Source organism: Scardovia wiggsiae F0424 (assembly GCF_000269605.1).
Classification (GTDB): Bacteria; Actinomycetota; Actinomycetes; order Actinomycetales; family Bifidobacteriaceae; genus Scardovia; species Scardovia wiggsiae.
Genome location: NZ_AKCI01000001.1, coordinates 955,274 through 970,643, shown reverse-complemented (window position 1 = coordinate 970,643; position 15,370 = coordinate 955,274). Strand labels below are relative to the sequence as shown.

Below are 15,370 nucleotides of genomic sequence, written 5' to 3'. Positions count from 1 at the left end.
ACAGCATAGCATAGCGGGTGATCGGATAACTGGATAACTGGATAAAAGAGGGATATTATGACTAATTCTCAAAGCGGCGCACAGCCCCAGCCTTTCTCGGGCATGAACCTTGCCGGTGCTGTGGACCTGGAGGCGCTTAAACATAAAGTAGATGCTGCTGCAGGCGAATCGGGCGGCGCCCCCGCAGCCGGCGGGTATGTGACGGATGTAGATTCTTCAGGCTTCGAATCGATGGTCCGTATGTCAGCTACGTATCCGATCCTGCTTTTGATGTGGCAGTCGGATGATAACAGGTATTTTGACCTGGCCGGGAAGCTTGCCGATATCGTTAACGGGCTTAAGGGCCAGATGCAGCTTGCCCGCATGGATATCGGGTCGAACCCTCAGATAGCCCAGGCGCTACGGATGCAGGGCGCTCCCGCTCTGTATGCGCTTATTGGCGGCAGGCCTATGCCGATCCTTCAGGGGATGCCTTCTGATGACGAGCTTGCACAGGTCAGGGATCAGATACTCCCGCAGCTTATAGCCGCAGCCCGGCAGTCAGGCATAACCGGGAACGCACCGTATATCGGTGACGACAGCCCTGATTCTTCTGACAGCACGCAGGGCAGCGGCGGACAGGATGCTTCCGATGCAGGGGATGCCGGCCCCTCCGGACCGCAGATCCCCGCCGGCCATGAAGAAGCTTACGGTTTTGCCCGTAACGGTGAATATGCGAAGGCTGCGGCCGCGTATAAGAAGATCGCCGAATCCGATCCCCATGACAGTGTTGCGGCGCGTGAGTATGCCAAGGCTGCGCTTCTCGACCGCAACGGCACCTCAGATGTGCGTGCTGTGCGCCAGGCTGCGGGGGATGATCCGGACAGCGTGGAGGCCCAGATGGATGTGGCCGATATCGATATGATCGGCGGGCACATTGAGGATGCTTTCAGCAGGCTTCTCGATTTCCTCGCAGCAGGCCATAAGCAGAATACTGATGCTGTCAGGCAGAGGCTCCTTGAATATTTTGCTATCCCTGAGGCTGGTGATGACCGGGTACGCAGGGCGCGTGCGCGGCTTTCCGCTTTAATGTACTGACAATTTTAATGTACTGACACAGTACCGGCAGTACCGGCAATATGCCGGTCTGCCCATTATCCCTGCTGCACCTTTCAGGCTGATATGCGGTTCGTCCCGAAACCTTCGTGGAATTGGGGGCCGGAGGCATCCAGCTCGGCAATATAACGGTCTTTCCAGCTGCTGTAGGGATGCTCGGCCAGGCCATCATTGGAGAAACGCCAGTCATCGGTTATTTCGGTGATGCAGAATTCGGGGATCAGCAGATTAGTTACAGGCTTGCTCCGGCTTGTTTCCACAGCTACAAGCGGATAGTTGTCCCCGCCGAATACATCAAGGTTCCATCCGTCTTCGCCTATCCACGCGGTATACCGTGTTTTGACTAAGGATTTGCCTCCCCGCCTGATGAGTTCCACAGCGATGTCAGGGTCGATCTCCCTGTCTGCTTCGTAGCGTGTCCCGCTCATGGAAGGGCCCTTGACTGTTACCGATGCTGAGCGGAAACGGTTGCGGTATTTATCAACGGCCTCAAGGGGGTCTGTATGTTCATCTACCTGTGCGTCTGTATTCGCAGCCCTGATCCGGACCCGCAGAGCGTAGTTATCTTCATGTATGTAATAGCTCTGGATTATCAGGGAAGGCTCTTCGCTGATGGTGAGGTCGCCTGGAAGGCTGTAGCAGAAAAACCGGCGGTCGTATTCAAAATCAGAAAAAGGGTCGCTCATCGCTGGAACTCCATTCCGTAGATTTGCTCTTCACCCATATTTTAGATGTTTCTGCGTACTTTATATCTTTACATCCGCTAAGATACGGCTAAGGCATGGGCAGCCATCCGTATGGTTTTTGTCCCTATTGTGCATCTGTGTCTGCACAGGTCCCGTATGGGACAGGCTGTATTAAACTTAGCAGCAGGACACACGGTTACAGGCAGTATCATGATGCAAGGAACTGGGAATGCGGATAAAGAATACTGTTATTTCTGCCCTGATGGGTGTGATAATCATATTCTTTGCTTTTGCTGTGTCGTGGGTTGCTGAAAATGTGCATACAGATTCTTTTCGGTATACAGGGAAGCTATTCCTCTTTAGTCGTGCAGGACGACAGCGCTCTCAGCAGGGCCGATCGTGAACGGATCGGAAAAAGCGGCGCTATTTCAAAGCTGAAAGATTTTCTAGATCGGAAAAATATTGATATAGTTGCTGTCCCGACAGGGGATTCATTCCCTCAGGCTGTTGTCTATTCCCCCTCCCATTCCATCCGATGGGCAAAACAGGTGATGTCGGCCGGCAGCAGCGATGTTATGGCAGTCGCAGAAAGCTGTGCCTGCTGTAGCACAATGCCGCAGCAAGCCTTTCTGTATGCTTCTGGGACCGGATGTGCAGGATATGGATAAACATTCAACTGTGGATTATGCCGGTTATCATCTGAAAGCAGATGGCTATATCCCCCGGGGGCAGTCTTATTTCGATCCTGAAGGAAACGGCGGAAGCTTAAATAATAAAATACTGATTTTTCTTCCTGGGGAAGCAATCGGGAGAGTAGGGCAGACTGAGAAATCAACCGCACTATGCTCTGCAGTTTTCTTTGATGCTGATCTTGGCACTCTTGTTGAACTGGCAAGAAATGATTTTCTGTATCTTGTTGAGCATGACCTGGACCGTGAACAGCCAGAATCGTTCCGAAGCCTTCTTGTCGTTTCCGCAGTTTACATTGTTGGAGCCCTTGCCCTTATGCTTATCGCGCTTATCCTGTTTTCGTCAGCAAGCCTTGAAACATTGAGGGAAAGCTTGCCTGATCTGGCTGTCCGCAGGCTGTTCGGTGCTCCCAGAAGCCTGCTCCTTACAAGGGTGTATTCTTTCCTCGCATTCGTTATAGTCCTGCCGGCGCTGGCTCCGCTGCTGTTCTATTCGATGCTTTCCCCTTATCATCAGTCCGCTGCTGTGATCGCTGGGATAATTGCGCTGATTTATGCTTTCGCAGCTGTACGGGCAACACGATACCTTACTTCGAAGGATGTGATCTGAAATGGCGCAGATACAGGGTTCTGAGGACTTTGCTTTTGTGGAGTGCCGGGATATCAGCAAGGCATACCGGCAGGGAAGGGAAAAGGTCCAGGCGCTGGAAAGAGTATCGCTTAAAATCCTTCCCTCACGTGCAGTCGCGGTCGTCGGGCCTTCAGGCTGCGGGAAAACGACCCTTCTCAATATTATCGGCTGCCTGCTGGCTCCGGACTCGGGTACGCTGCTTATCAAAGGGCATGAGCCGAAGCGTACAGACAAAACACTGTCGCAGCTGCGGAACAGCACTTTCGGATATATCCGTCAGGATTATGCGCTTATTGGGACGGAGACTGTAGGGCATAATGTTTCCATACCGCTTGAATATGCCGTGCCTAAAGTGAAACGTGCTGACCGGCGCAGCAGGGTTTTTTCTTCGCTGCAGAAGGTCGGGATGGAATGGGCGATACACCGTAAGTCTGATGCGCTGTCAGGCGGGGAACAGCAGAGGGCAGCTATTGCGCGGTGCCTGGTCAATGATCCGTCGATTATTATTGCCGATGAGCCTACAGCAGCGCTGGACCATAAAAATGCAGCGGATATAACAGGGCGGCTCCTCAGCCTTGCGCATGATCCGGATACCCCTCGGGCGCTGATAGTGGCGACACATGATATGCGGCTCGCTGAACAGTGCGACAGTATTATTACTATTTCTGACGGGAAAATAACAGATATGCAGTAGGTACGCAGTAAAACAGGCAGGCATCAGGATAGATAAAAGATAAATAAAATAGTCCATGCATATATGAGCAGCGGCAGAGCCCTCATATGGCTCTCAGTATGGCCTAAATAAGGGCCTGGGCGCCTGTATATGAAACCCTGCGCGCCCGGACCGGCGATTTTGACCGCCAGATACGCTAAAGTAGAAGCGCTCGGGTTTGTAGCTCAGTGGATAGAGCGTCTGTCTCCGGAACAGAAGGTCGAGGGTTCGAATCCCTTCAAGCCCACGGAAACAGTGGAATTCCTGGATGCAGGAGACAGATGGAGATCCCATGAACCCTGAAAAACTCGCACAGATTATTGCGCAGGCCGCACATACCCTTGTTGCTGAAGGGAAGGCCGGGGATCTTACCGATACCATGCTTCCTGAAGACGGCGAAATCGTCGTTATGCGTCCCAAAGACCGGGCGCACGGTGACTGGTCAACAAATATTGCCATGCAGCTGGGCAAAAAGGCAGGCATGGCACCCCGTGACCTGGCGCAGAGGTTTGCTGATGTGCTTTCTGCGGCTGACGGCATTTCTTCCGTGGAAGTAGCAGGACCGGGTTTCATCAACATTACCCTGGATTCAGCTTCTGCCTCCCAGATCGTCAATGAGATACTGGAGCAGGGTCCCAGGTTCGGCATGAACAGCCATCTTGCAGGGAAAACTGTGAACCTTGAATTCGTTTCGGCAAACCCTACAGGGCCTATCCATATTGGGGGGACACGCTGGGCTGCTATCGGCGATGCCCTTGCACGGGTGCTGGAAGCGAACGGTGCGAAGGTTATCCGTGAGTATTATTTCAACGACCACGGCGAGCAGATCAACAGGTTTTCCCGGTCGCTTGTGGCTGCCGCCCATGGCGAGCCTACCCCCGAAGACGGTTATAAAGGCACGTATATCAATGAAATTGCCGATGCTGTTATCGCCCAGGCTCATGCTGAAGGTATCGATATCCTCAGCCTGCCCCGCGTAAAAGCTGAAGATGGGGCAGAAGGGGACAGCCCGCAGCGTGAAGAATTCCGCAACCGCGGAGTTGCCATGATGTTTGATGAGATCAAGAAGTCCATGGCTGATTTCCGCGTGGACTTTGATGTCTACTTCCATGAGAACTCCGTTTATGAGGACGGTGAGGTCGATAAAGCTGTAGAACGTCTTAAAAGCCTTGGCGATATTTACGAGAAGGACGGTGCTACATGGTTCCGGTCTACAAAGTACGGTGATGATAAAGACAGGGTCATTATTAAGTCCAATGGCGAGGCAGCCTATATCATGGCCGATATTGCTTACTACCTCAATAAGCGTCACCGTGCACAGGATCCTGCAGATATTGCTGTTTATATGCTTGGGGCTGACCATCACGGGTATGTGCAGCGCCTGCAGGCGGTATGCGCGGCTTTCGGCGATAAACAGAATTACAATATGCAGATCCTCATCGGGCAGCTGGTGAACGTTATCAAGGATGGGCAGCCGGTCCGCATGAGCAAGCGCGCCGGCAATGTAGTGACGATCGATGACCTTGTTGATGCCATTGGGGTCGATGCTGCGCGCTATTCCCTGGAACGGACTACGTATAACCAGAATATCGATATTGACCTGGATCTGATGTCGAAGCATTCCAATGAAAATCCCGTATACTATGTGCAGTATGCGCATGCGCGTTCCAGAAATGTTGACCGTAACGCACAGGCTGCAGGCATTACCGGAGAGGATGCCGACCTGGGCCTTCTGGATACGGCGGCGGATTCCGAGCTGCTGGCCCAGCTGGCCCTGTATCCGGCAGCAGTGCTGACAGCTGCGGACCTTAACGAACCGCACAGGATCGCCCATTATCTGGAGGATCTCGCAGGCAAATACCACCAGTGGTATGCTGCGGAACGGGTGGTCCCCATGCCGCTGACGGGTCCGGAAGAAAAGGCGGCAGATGCCGAGGCCCTGCGCGCGGCCAAAAACCCTGGTCCTGCCTGCGCTGCCGCCCGCCTTAAGCTGAACGATGCTGCATGCCAGGTATTCGAGAACGGCCTCGGGCTGCTGGCAGTCACAGCTCCCGATAAAATGTAGCATTGCTGCGGAGTATGCTGCTGCAGACACTGCTGTAACATGGCAGGGTGCCGTACGGTGCCGGCGATGTCCTGCTGATGCCCCATAATTATCAAGCTTACCGGTGCGTGGCACGTGACGGCTTCAGACGTATGATCCCGCATGGCATCGGGGCGGCTGGGGTTGAACCTCCCGTCTCTGCCGATCCCTGCCGTCGCATAGGTATAGGGCTTAGTGCCGGAGGCGGGGGAGCAGTTTTACTGTTATGCATGCGAAGGTGTTTGTTAAAGGTAACTCCAGGCGTCGCACTGTAAAAATCATCGCAGCAGTGCTTGCGGTTTTCATCGCGGGCAGCAGCATAGCCGGATGTTCGGCCCCATGGGGGAAAACAGGCGGCAAAGGCCTGGCTAAAGTGGTTTTTATGATGTCGTGGGCGCCCGATACTAATCATATCGGCGTGTTCGTGGCGCGTGAAAAAGGGTATTATGCGAAGCTTGGCCTTGATGTTGATATCCTGGCAGCAAGCCAGACCGGTGCCGAGCAGTCTGTTTCCGGGGGCGGGGCTGATTTTACGCTGTCCAGTATGGCTAACGTTGCAGATGCGAACATCAAAGACGGGCAGCTTTCCCTTATTATGCAGGTACAGCAGAAAACTTCTGCTATCTGGTGCTCTCTGGCTTCAAACAAAGCCATTGCTTCCCCCAAAGATTTTGACGGCAAGACTTTTGCAACTTTTGGCGGCAGCGAATCTGATGCTGTTGTCAAAAGGATGATCAGGAAAGCGGGAGGCAAAGGCGAATTCGACAAGGTCACAGCAGGCACATCAACGTTCAGCGCCCTGTCTTCAGGGAGGGCTGATTTTGGCGGATTTTATGCCACATGGGAGGGCATACAGGCTGAAATGTACGGCCCTAAGCTGAAATGTTTCACTGAACCCGACTACGGTGTACCCGGCAATGCTGATGAGCTGGGCATAGTCTCCAGCAGCTCTTACTTAAAACAGCACCCTGATATTGCAGAGAAATTCGTGAAAGCGACCCAGGAAGGCTACATGTACTCGTATACTCACCCTGACGATGCGGCACAGATACTTGCCAGTTCTTCTGAAGGCAAAGTCGCCGGGCTCAGGCCTGATTTTGTAAAACGCAGTATGGCAGCCATTACTTCCGGTCAGTACTGGGGGGATATTTCCCGCCTGAAAAACGGCACATCTACTTTTGGGGCTATAGATTATGCTTCAGGGCAGAAATATTTCGATTTCCTCTTCGAATCCGGTGCGTATAAGGACGCGCAGGGCCGGCCGGTAAAATCTGCTCCGGCCGCTGCGGCACAGGCGACCGGAAAGTATCTGGCCAGCCAGGAGGCTGTGCTTAAAGGTATTGAAAGATAGCTCAGGGCCCAGGAAGGAAGGACTGCTATGCGGATCATGATGGACTGCGATACCGGTATTGATGATGCCCTGGCCATCCTGTACCTTTTGGGGTCGCCGGATGCTGAGCTGATTGGGGTAACGGGGGTTTTCGGCAATGTGCAGGGGAGTGTGGCTGTACGCAACAGCCGCGGCCTGCTGGACTGCCTTGGGCGGCCGGATATCCCTGTGTATGAAGGTGCCGGCGAACCGTCATATTGGCAGGCCGGCCCCGGGACCGCAGGGAAGCCGTATACAATAGACCCGGGATGTGAGCGGTTCCATGGGAAAAACGGATTTGGAGGGGCACAGCTTCCCGGCCTCCCTTCTTCGTACTCCCGCGGCAGTATATATGCAGATGGTGCGGCGGCAATAGCTGAAGCGGTGAGGCGTTACGGCACTGGTATGACCATACTTGCTACAGGGCCGCTGACTGATATTGATGAAGCCCTTCGCCGGGCACCGGATATTGCCCCGAAGATGAAGCTGGTGATGATGGGCGGGACCCTTACCCAGCCCGGCAACTGTTATGATCTGGTGTGCGAGACGAATATTATCAATGATCCGGAAGCTGCCGACAGGGTTTTCCATTCAGGCGCTGATATTACAATGGTCGGGCTTGACGTGACCCATCAGTGCCTGATGACCCGCGGCCATATGCGTGCTGTCAGGCAGGCGGATACACCGCTGGCGGAGTTTATCTGCCAGATGGCGGATTATTATATTTCCGCTAACGAAGCCGCAGATCCGGTTTTTGCACAGGGAAGCCCGCTCCATGACCCACTTGCTGCGGCTGTTGCCCTTGAGCCTTCTCTGGTGCAACTGTTCCCGATCAGCCTTCGTGCAGAAACGAGGACAGGGGACGGCTATGGGGTGCGCGGCCGTACTGTCGGTGATCCAGCTATGCTCCATACGTCTGCGGATGAGCCGGGCAGCAAGGCATCTGTCTCCCATACTCGGGCAGCCCTTGGCGTTGATTCTGTGCGTTTTGTATCTGCGTGGCGTAAGCGCCTGCTGAAGGTGTGTTCGGAGTATCCGCAAAGGTAAGGGCAGCAAGGCATCTCAGTATGTATCAGGACCATCTAAAAACTTGAGCCGCAAACACTCAAGTTTGGAATAATAGTGCTGGAAGCCCTGTTAAATACTGCAGGATATATAAAGTGATGCCGGGAGGACCCGGCAGCAGTATGAACAGGAGACTCAATGGACGAAAAGTTTACAACGATGGCCCAGGAGGCCATAGGTGATGCGGTGCAGAGCGCTTCCGCTGCAGGGAATCCCCAGGTGGGGCCGCTGCATCTGCTTGATTCCCTCCTCCGCCAGGATGGCGGGGTCGTCAAAGGGCTGATCCAGGCTTCGGGTGCTGATACGCAGAAGATAGGGGCGCAGGTACGCCGCGCACTGGCCAGCCTGCCAAGCGCAAGCGGATCCTCTACGGCCCAGCCCGATGCCAGCCGCCAGCTGGCAAAAGTGCTGTCAGACGCCCGCAGGGAAATGGGCAGCCTGGGAGATGAATATATCTCAACAGAGCATCTGCTGATTGCTATTGCCCAGAGCGACGGGGAAGCAGGGGATATCCTGCGCAGCGCAGGTGCCGATGCAAAAGCCCTCCGCAAAGCTATCCCTGAGGTGCGCGGCGGTGCTAAAGTTACGAGCCCGGATGCGGAAGGGTCATATAAAGCTTTAGAGAAATATTCAATCGACCTGACAGAGCGTGCCCGCGAAGGGAAGCTTGACCCCGTAATCGGTCGTGACGCAGAGATACGCCGTGTCATCCAGATACTGAGCCGCAGGACCAAAAACAACCCTGTCCTTATCGGCGAGCCGGGAGTAGGGAAAACGGCTGTAGTAGAAGGACTTGCCCAGCGCGTAGTTGCAGGTGACGTCCCTGCGGGGCTGCAGAACAGGCGGATCATCTCCCTTGATATGAGCTCTATGGTTGCAGGCAGCAAATACCGCGGTGAATTTGAAGAGCGTATGAAAGCAGTGCTCAATGAAATCAAAAAGTCTGACGGCAATATTATCACTTTCATTGATGAGATCCACACTATCGTTGGTGCAGGCGCAACCGAAGGGTCCATGGATGCCGGCAACATGCTCAAGCCTATGCTGGCCCGCGGCGAGCTGAGGCTTATTGGTGCTACAACGCTTGATGAATACCGCGAGAATATTGAAAAAGACCCTGCCCTCGAACGCAGGTTCCAGCAGGTCTTCGTCGGAGAACCCAGTGTGGAAGATACCATCGCTATCCTTCGGGGGCTGAAGCAGCGGTATGAGGCACATCATAAAGTTACTATCGGCGATGATGCGCTGGTGGCTGCTGCCACACTGTCAAACCGGTATATTTCAGGCCGGCAGCTTCCGGATAAGGCGATCGACCTGGTCGATGAGGCTGCTGCCCATCTGCGTATGGAACTGGATTCTGAGCCGGAAGAGATCGATGAGCTCCAGCGCCGCGTTACAAGGCTGGAAATGGAGGAAATGCAGCTTAAAAAAGCTGAGGATGCAGCTTCGCGCGAGCGCCTGGAAAAGATCCAGTCAGAACTGGCCGATACCCGCGAACAGCTTGCAGGCCTGAACTCCCGCTGGAGTGCGGAGAAAGCCGGCCATAACAAGATCGGCGATCTGCGTGCACAGCTTGATGCACTGCGTGTGGAAGCAGATAAGGCAACCCGTGAAGGTGACCTGGAGCATGCCTCCAAGATCCTGTACGGGCAGATCCCTGGAATCCAGAAACAGCTTACCGAAGCTGAATCTAAAGCCGATCAGCATGGCGGTGCCGCGGAGGCCGGCAGTTCAGGTGCTGAGGGCGGCAGCCCGGATACGGAACCGATGGTCCCTGACCATGTGGATGCCGACTCCGTGGCAGCTATCGTATCCAGCTGGACAGGCATCCCCGTAGGGCGCCTGATGCAGGGTGAAAATGAGAAGCTTCTCCATATGGAAGACGAACTGAGTAAGCGCGTTATCGGCCAGCAGCAAGCAGTACAGGCTGTTTCGGACGCTGTGCGGCGTTCCCGTGCGGGTATTTCCGACCCTGACCGCCCGACTGCAAGTTTCATGTTCCTTGGGCCTACCGGCGTGGGTAAAACAGAACTGGCAAAAGCGCTTGCAGATTTCCTCTTTGACGATGAGCGCGCAGTAGTGCGCATAGATATGAGCGAATACATGGAGAAAGCTTCCGTGTCGCGTATGATTGGCGCAGCCCCGGGATATATCGGATATGAGGAGGGCGGCCAGCTGACTGAAGCCGTCCGCCGCAGGCCTTATTCAGTGGTCCTTTTCGATGAAGTCGAGAAAGCCCATCCCGAGGTTTTCGATATCCTCCTGCAGGTCCTGGATGATGGGCGCCTGACTGACGGGCAGGGCCGTACCGTGGACTTCACGAATACGATCCTCATCATGACATCCAACCTGGGGTCGCAGTTCCTCGTGGATATGGGTATGGATGCCGATGCGCGCCGCAAGGCTGTGATGGATGCAGTCCATATGAATTTCAAGCCTGAGTTCATCAACCGTCTGGATGACCTGATCATCTTTAACCCCCTTACCCGCGAGGAATTGGGGAAGATCGTCAATATCCAGGTCGAGCAGGTCGCATCGCGCCTGACTGACCGCCGCATTACGCTTGACGTTACTGATTCTGCACGCCAGTGGCTTGCGGACACGGGATATGACCCTGCGTATGGCGCCCGCCCGCTCAGGCGCCTGGTACAGAGCGAAGTCGGCGATAAGCTTGCACGGATGCTGCTGGCAGGGCAGGTCCACGATGGTGATACCGTGCTTGTTGACCATACCGGCGGCGAGCATCTGGAACTCACCGCATGGCCGACAGAAGACCTGGTCAGTGAGCCTGTTTCGGAAAAGTAGTAAAATAGTAGCTTCACATTCCGGCATCTGCCGGAAGAAAGGGATATTCAGTATGAAAACAACTATTTTTGTAGAGGCAGGGAAAGTTGAAGCCCGGGAAGCCCCCAAACCGGTGATCAAGGCTGATGACGATGTTATCCTCCGCGTGGTCCGCGCCTGTGTTTGCGGGTCAGATTTGTGGTCTTACCGCGGGCAGGACGGTAAAAGCAATAATTCCGAGAATACAGGCCATGAAGCGATCGGTATTGTTGAAGAAGCCGGTCCTGCTGTTACGTCGGTAAAACCGGGGGATTTCGTGATTGCACCGTTCACCCACGGCTGCGGGCACTGTGCTGCATGCCGTGCAGGTTTCGATGCTGACTGCCAGAGCCATTCGGATAATTTCAGCTCGGGGTATCAGTCCGAGTATGTGCGTTTCCAGCATGCTGACTGGGCCCTTGTGAAGGTTCCCGGGAAGCCGGAGGATTACAGCGACGGCATGCTTAATTCGTTCCTGGCGCTTTCTGACGTTATGGCTACCGGATACCACGCTGCGCGTGTGGCTGATGTAAAAACCGGCGACACCGTAGTTGTTGTCGGTGACGGTGCGGTAGGGCTGTGTGCAGTTATCTCGGCCCGGCTGCGCGGTGCGAAGCGCATCATTATGATGAGTCGGCACGAAGACCGTCAGAAACTCGCCGTCGAATTCGGCGCAACGGATATTGTTGCAGAACGTGGTGATGAGGCAGTCAGCAAGGTTATGGAGCTGACCAATGGCTCCGGGGCTGATGCAGTACTGGAATGCGTGGGCACGGAACTGTCTACTGACACTGCGATGAAAGTCGGCAGGCCTGGCGCCATTATTGGCCGGGTTGGGCTGCCCCATGTCCCCAAGATGGATATCAGATCTTCGTTTATGCGCAATATCGCCCTTGCCGGCGGTCCTGCTTCAGTAACTACATATGACAAGCAGGTACTTCTTGATGCTGTGCTTAAAGGCGATATTGACCCCGGAAAGGTATTTACGAAGCGTTTCAGCCTTGATGAGATCGATGATGCCTATAAGGCAATGGATAACCGCGAGGCGATAAAGTCTCTGGTTGTTATGGAGTAAGAGCGGGCGGGTCCGGGCTCCGCGCAGAGGCTACAGGTACAGGCACTTTAACGGATGCAGGACCGGGCCAGACCCCCATACAGGTCGGGATCATGGGGACGTCTGCAGTACATGTGTACTGTAAACGGACCCCCTGATCCGGCTGATCTGGCTGGAGAATCGGCACCCGTTATTTCGGCCAGTATCCGGCCGGTTTCGGCGGATACCCGGTATTATGCAAGAAGGCAGGTTATTATGAATACAACAGTTTTTGTTTTCCACCCTTCCCTGGAGGGCAGCTCCCGGGTCAATAAAAAGCTCTCTGATGCTGCGCGGCAGATAGGGCTTGATGTCAGGGATATGTATATGATATATCCTGATTTCAGGATCGATATCAAAAGGGAGCAGGAAGTATTAACACATACTGACAGGATAGTCCTCCAGTTCCCTATGTACTGGTACAGCACCCCTGCCTTGCTTAAACAGTGGGAAGATGATGTGCTTGAATACGGCTGGGCGTATGGCAGTACAGGGACTGCACTCCGAGGCAAGGAGCTGATCGTCGCTGTTTCGCCCGGCGGTTCCGGGGACGACTATGTGCACGGCAGCGGTAAAAATTATACCGTTACTGATCTTTTGCGACCGCTCCAGGCAACGAGTAACCTTATCGGTACGAAATATATCAAACCATTTATTACTGCCGGTGCTTCAGGCATGACTGACGGGGAGGCCGCCCGGAAGGCACAGGAATATGTTGAATATATTACCCGCGGACAGCTGGAAGCTTTAGGGGCGTACGAATAGACAGGCGTAGGCTCACTGATTATATGAATATCGCAGTTATGTAGACTGGCTGATTGGAGGTCCCATGAGCCTGACAGTTAATATTTATTATACGGGGGGATGGTTCTGCACGGCGGTACGCTGAGGAGATGGTTTCCAGCGGTGTAGTTTCCGATATCCGCGCTGAGGAAGGCACTCTCCGCTACGCCTATTTCTTCCCCATAGATGATCCGGAAACAGTCCTTCTGATAGACCAGTGGAAAGACCAGGCCAGCCTGGATGCCCATCATAAATCTGAAATGATGGGGAAAATCGCTGAGCTCCGTAAAAAATACCGTCTTCGTATGCGGGTCGAGCGTTTCAGCAGCATAGACAATGCATAGATGGCAGGGATAGTGTAAACAGTTATATTGTGTAAAGGAAGGCAGATATGGCCAATAAAACTTTAGTCATGTATTTTTCCAGTACAGGGCATACCCGCAGGGCAGCTGATATTATCGCGCAAAAGCTCAATGCCGATACGTACGAGATCAAGGCTGAAAACCCTTATACGCCGGCTGATCTGGATTGGAACGATCCCGGCAGCCGCGCGAACCGCGAACAGAATGACGGGGGCAGCAGGCCTGCTTATCAGGGTGAGCTTCCCGACATCAGCCGGTATGATACTGTGATCATAGGGCATCCCACATGGTGGGGGATACCTCCCCGCATTATCGAAACAGTGATCGGACACATGGACTTCACAGGGAAAACAGTGGCAACCTTCGCTACCTCGGGAGGCTCCGGATACAGCGGTGCGCAGCAGATAATGGACAGGCTGCTCGGCCCTGATGTTAAACCTGGTGCAGTTCTGTCTTCTCCGGCCAGTGTTGATGCGTGGCTTAAGCAGGCCGGGCTGGAATAAGCTCTGACAGACGTATTAGCTGGTAGGGATAAGGATACAGCAGCAGAGCGCAGAGGCGGATATCCCACTGTACCATGCCCATATCCGATGCCGGAAATCTGCCTACCGAGGCAGGGAAGCAGGCTGCTTCCGCGAATCCAGGGTAAGGGCCCTGATAAGGATGCCTGTGCAGGCTGCTGTAGAGACAGCAGTTATCAGGGTGGCTGCGAAGAAGGTATGCAGGGCTATGCACAGCAGATAGGCCAGGATCGTCACGCTGAGGAAGGATGCGATAATGGCCCTGTTAAGGCGGAACCCTTCCCTGTTGTAAGTATTCGCAACAGCAAGCCCGGAATAAAAAAGGAGTATCCCTGCATACAGGAGAGTGATCACAAAATAGATATTAGCTTTATCCTCACTGATGAGTTCAATAGCCGCTGTAACCATGCTGATGCCAAAAAGTATAGGATAGTGGAGGTAAATAAGGCGGTTCCCGGTTTCACCTTTCCTCCTGTCCTCAATAACGTGATCGAACTGGATAATGTAGGTGAGGAACAGGCTGACAACTGTAACAAAAATAAAGGCTGATCCCCATGACAGTGTATTGCGTGTGAAATAACCCGCGATCCCTACGATCGTTTCCCCAAAAGTAATAATAATCAGAAGTGTCAGACGTTCCAGAAGATGGGAGAAAATAACAGGATGCCTGCTGGTGTATTTCCCGGTGAATCCCGGTGCTATCCAGCTGAGCAGTATCCCTGCTGCAGCAAAAGGCGCCCCAACCGGCAGGGGGAGGAATCCTGCGGCGAGCAATGACAAAGCCCTGATGCCGAGGATAATGGAAAATATCCGGGCGATATCCTTGTCATCCTGATTGTCGGTTTTAATATAGACCAGGGCGTACTGGAGGGCCAGGGTCACCGACAGCAGGCTTGCAGCTATAAAGAACGGCTGCAGGTTATAGTCTATTGTGGCGGAAAAAGTGTTGGACATATACAGGATGATCGCCATATCAACGAAGGAAAAAAGGATGTTCGTCCACGAAGATTCGCCGTAACGGTTGGTGAAAACTGTCTGTACCATCCACGAGTTGATAAAAACGATAACAACGAATATGAAAATAATCAGGGCGGTTGGGCTGATCATGCCATTGTGGAGGTGGTGCAGCAGCTCAGTTGCCCGTGAAATCATATATACGAATACAAGATCGTAAAACAGCTCTATAAGGGAGACACGCTTAGATTCCATCTCTTCATGCGCCCGGTTTTCCTGCGCTGTTTTCCCAGCCATAAGTGTGTCCTTTCATACAGGGAAAAGGTTATGCCGATATCAGAAACTATGCGTTATTATATAACTGCAGTGCAACTGGCTGCCTCAGCCCGAAAAGCTGATCGGGATCCACAACACTGCTTGCAGTTGCAGCAGCCAGTAACTGCGCTTTACCGTACTTATAGCACAGCCAGCTGTCTGCCGGAGCTGTATACAAAATATCTTATA

At 53.6% G+C, this 15,370-nt stretch carries 14 protein-coding genes and 1 tRNA gene; 13 read left to right on the top strand and 2 right to left on the bottom strand.

Annotated features, from left to right (window positions below; genetic code table 11):
* Positions 1 to 57 precede the first annotated feature (57 nt).
* The gene (locus HMPREF9156_RS0104385; RefSeq protein ID WP_007147578.1) at positions 58 to 1,077 is read left to right on the top strand and encodes a co-chaperone YbbN; all 1,020 of its coding nucleotides are present in this window, start codon (positions 58 to 60) and stop codon (positions 1,075 to 1,077) included.
* A 74-nt stretch (positions 1,078 to 1,151) separates the two neighbouring features.
* On the opposite strand, the gene HMPREF9156_RS0104380 is transcribed toward HMPREF9156_RS0104385, so the two are convergent.
* Entirely contained in the window at positions 1,152 to 1,781 is a 630-nt protein-coding gene (locus HMPREF9156_RS0104380) for a CYTH domain-containing protein (protein ID WP_007147577.1), read from the bottom strand.
* A gap of 314 nt (positions 1,782 to 2,095) precedes the next feature.
* Here HMPREF9156_RS0104380 and HMPREF9156_RS07205 point away from each other — a divergent pair, with 314 nt between their 5' ends.
* From HMPREF9156_RS07205 to HMPREF9156_RS0104320, 12 genes are all read left to right on the top strand, one after another.
* The gene (locus HMPREF9156_RS07205; RefSeq protein ID WP_017147500.1) at positions 2,096 to 2,449 is read left to right on the top strand and encodes a hypothetical protein; all 354 of its coding nucleotides are present in this window, start codon (positions 2,096 to 2,098) and stop codon (positions 2,447 to 2,449) included.
* Complete coding sequence (locus HMPREF9156_RS0104370) at positions 2,442 to 3,080, top strand: hypothetical protein (protein ID WP_231198067.1); 639 nt, start codon at positions 2,442 to 2,444, stop codon at positions 3,078 to 3,080. The genes HMPREF9156_RS07205 and HMPREF9156_RS0104370 overlap by 8 nt, the downstream gene beginning before the upstream one ends.
* A gap of 1 nt (position 3,081) precedes the next feature.
* Entirely contained in the window at positions 3,082 to 3,795 is a 714-nt protein-coding gene (locus HMPREF9156_RS0104365; RefSeq protein ID WP_007147574.1) for an ABC transporter ATP-binding protein, read from the top strand.
* Positions 3,796 to 3,987: 192 nt separating this feature from the next.
* Positions 3,988 to 4,060, top strand: a tRNA-Arg gene (locus tag HMPREF9156_RS0104360).
* 45 nt (positions 4,061 to 4,105) lie between these two features.
* Entirely contained in the window at positions 4,106 to 5,878 is a 1,773-nt protein-coding gene (gene argS, locus HMPREF9156_RS0104355; protein ID WP_007147573.1) for an arginine--tRNA ligase, read from the top strand.
* A 244-nt stretch (positions 5,879 to 6,122) separates the two neighbouring features.
* Positions 6,123 to 7,247, top strand: a complete 1,125-nt coding sequence (locus HMPREF9156_RS0104350; protein WP_007147572.1) for an ABC transporter substrate-binding protein — start codon at positions 6,123 to 6,125, stop codon at positions 7,245 to 7,247.
* Between the two features lie 27 nt (positions 7,248 to 7,274).
* Positions 7,275 to 8,312 carry a nucleoside hydrolase gene (locus HMPREF9156_RS0104345; RefSeq protein ID WP_007147571.1) on the top strand — a complete coding sequence of 346 codons (1,038 nt, stop codon included), beginning with the start codon at positions 7,275 to 7,277 and terminating at the stop codon, positions 8,310 to 8,312.
* A 156-nt stretch (positions 8,313 to 8,468) separates the two neighbouring features.
* Positions 8,469 to 11,135, top strand: coding sequence for an ATP-dependent chaperone ClpB (gene clpB / locus HMPREF9156_RS0104340; RefSeq protein ID WP_007147570.1), 2,667 nt, complete (start codon positions 8,469 to 8,471; stop codon positions 11,133 to 11,135).
* Between the two features lie 52 nt (positions 11,136 to 11,187).
* On the top strand, positions 11,188 to 12,228 hold the full coding sequence (locus tag HMPREF9156_RS0104335; RefSeq protein WP_007147569.1) for a zinc-binding dehydrogenase: 1,041 nt from the start codon (positions 11,188 to 11,190) through the stop codon (positions 12,226 to 12,228).
* Positions 12,229 to 12,462: 234 nt separating this feature from the next.
* A complete protein-coding gene (locus HMPREF9156_RS0104330) occupies positions 12,463 to 13,011 on the top strand; it encodes an NAD(P)H-dependent oxidoreductase (protein ID WP_007147568.1) in 549 nt (182 codons plus the stop codon).
* A gap of 128 nt (positions 13,012 to 13,139) precedes the next feature.
* Positions 13,140 to 13,373, top strand: a complete 234-nt coding sequence (locus HMPREF9156_RS0104325; RefSeq protein ID WP_007147567.1) for a putative quinol monooxygenase — start codon at positions 13,140 to 13,142, stop codon at positions 13,371 to 13,373.
* Positions 13,374 to 13,420: 47 nt separating this feature from the next.
* Entirely contained in the window at positions 13,421 to 13,894 is a 474-nt protein-coding gene (locus HMPREF9156_RS0104320; RefSeq protein ID WP_007147566.1) for a flavodoxin, read from the top strand.
* A 102-nt stretch (positions 13,895 to 13,996) separates the two neighbouring features.
* Here the strand turns inward: HMPREF9156_RS0104320 and HMPREF9156_RS0104315 are convergent, their stop codons facing one another.
* Entirely contained in the window at positions 13,997 to 15,163 is a 1,167-nt protein-coding gene (locus HMPREF9156_RS0104315; RefSeq protein WP_007147565.1) for a low temperature requirement protein A, read from the bottom strand.
* Between the last annotated feature and the right edge of the window lie 207 nt (positions 15,164 to 15,370).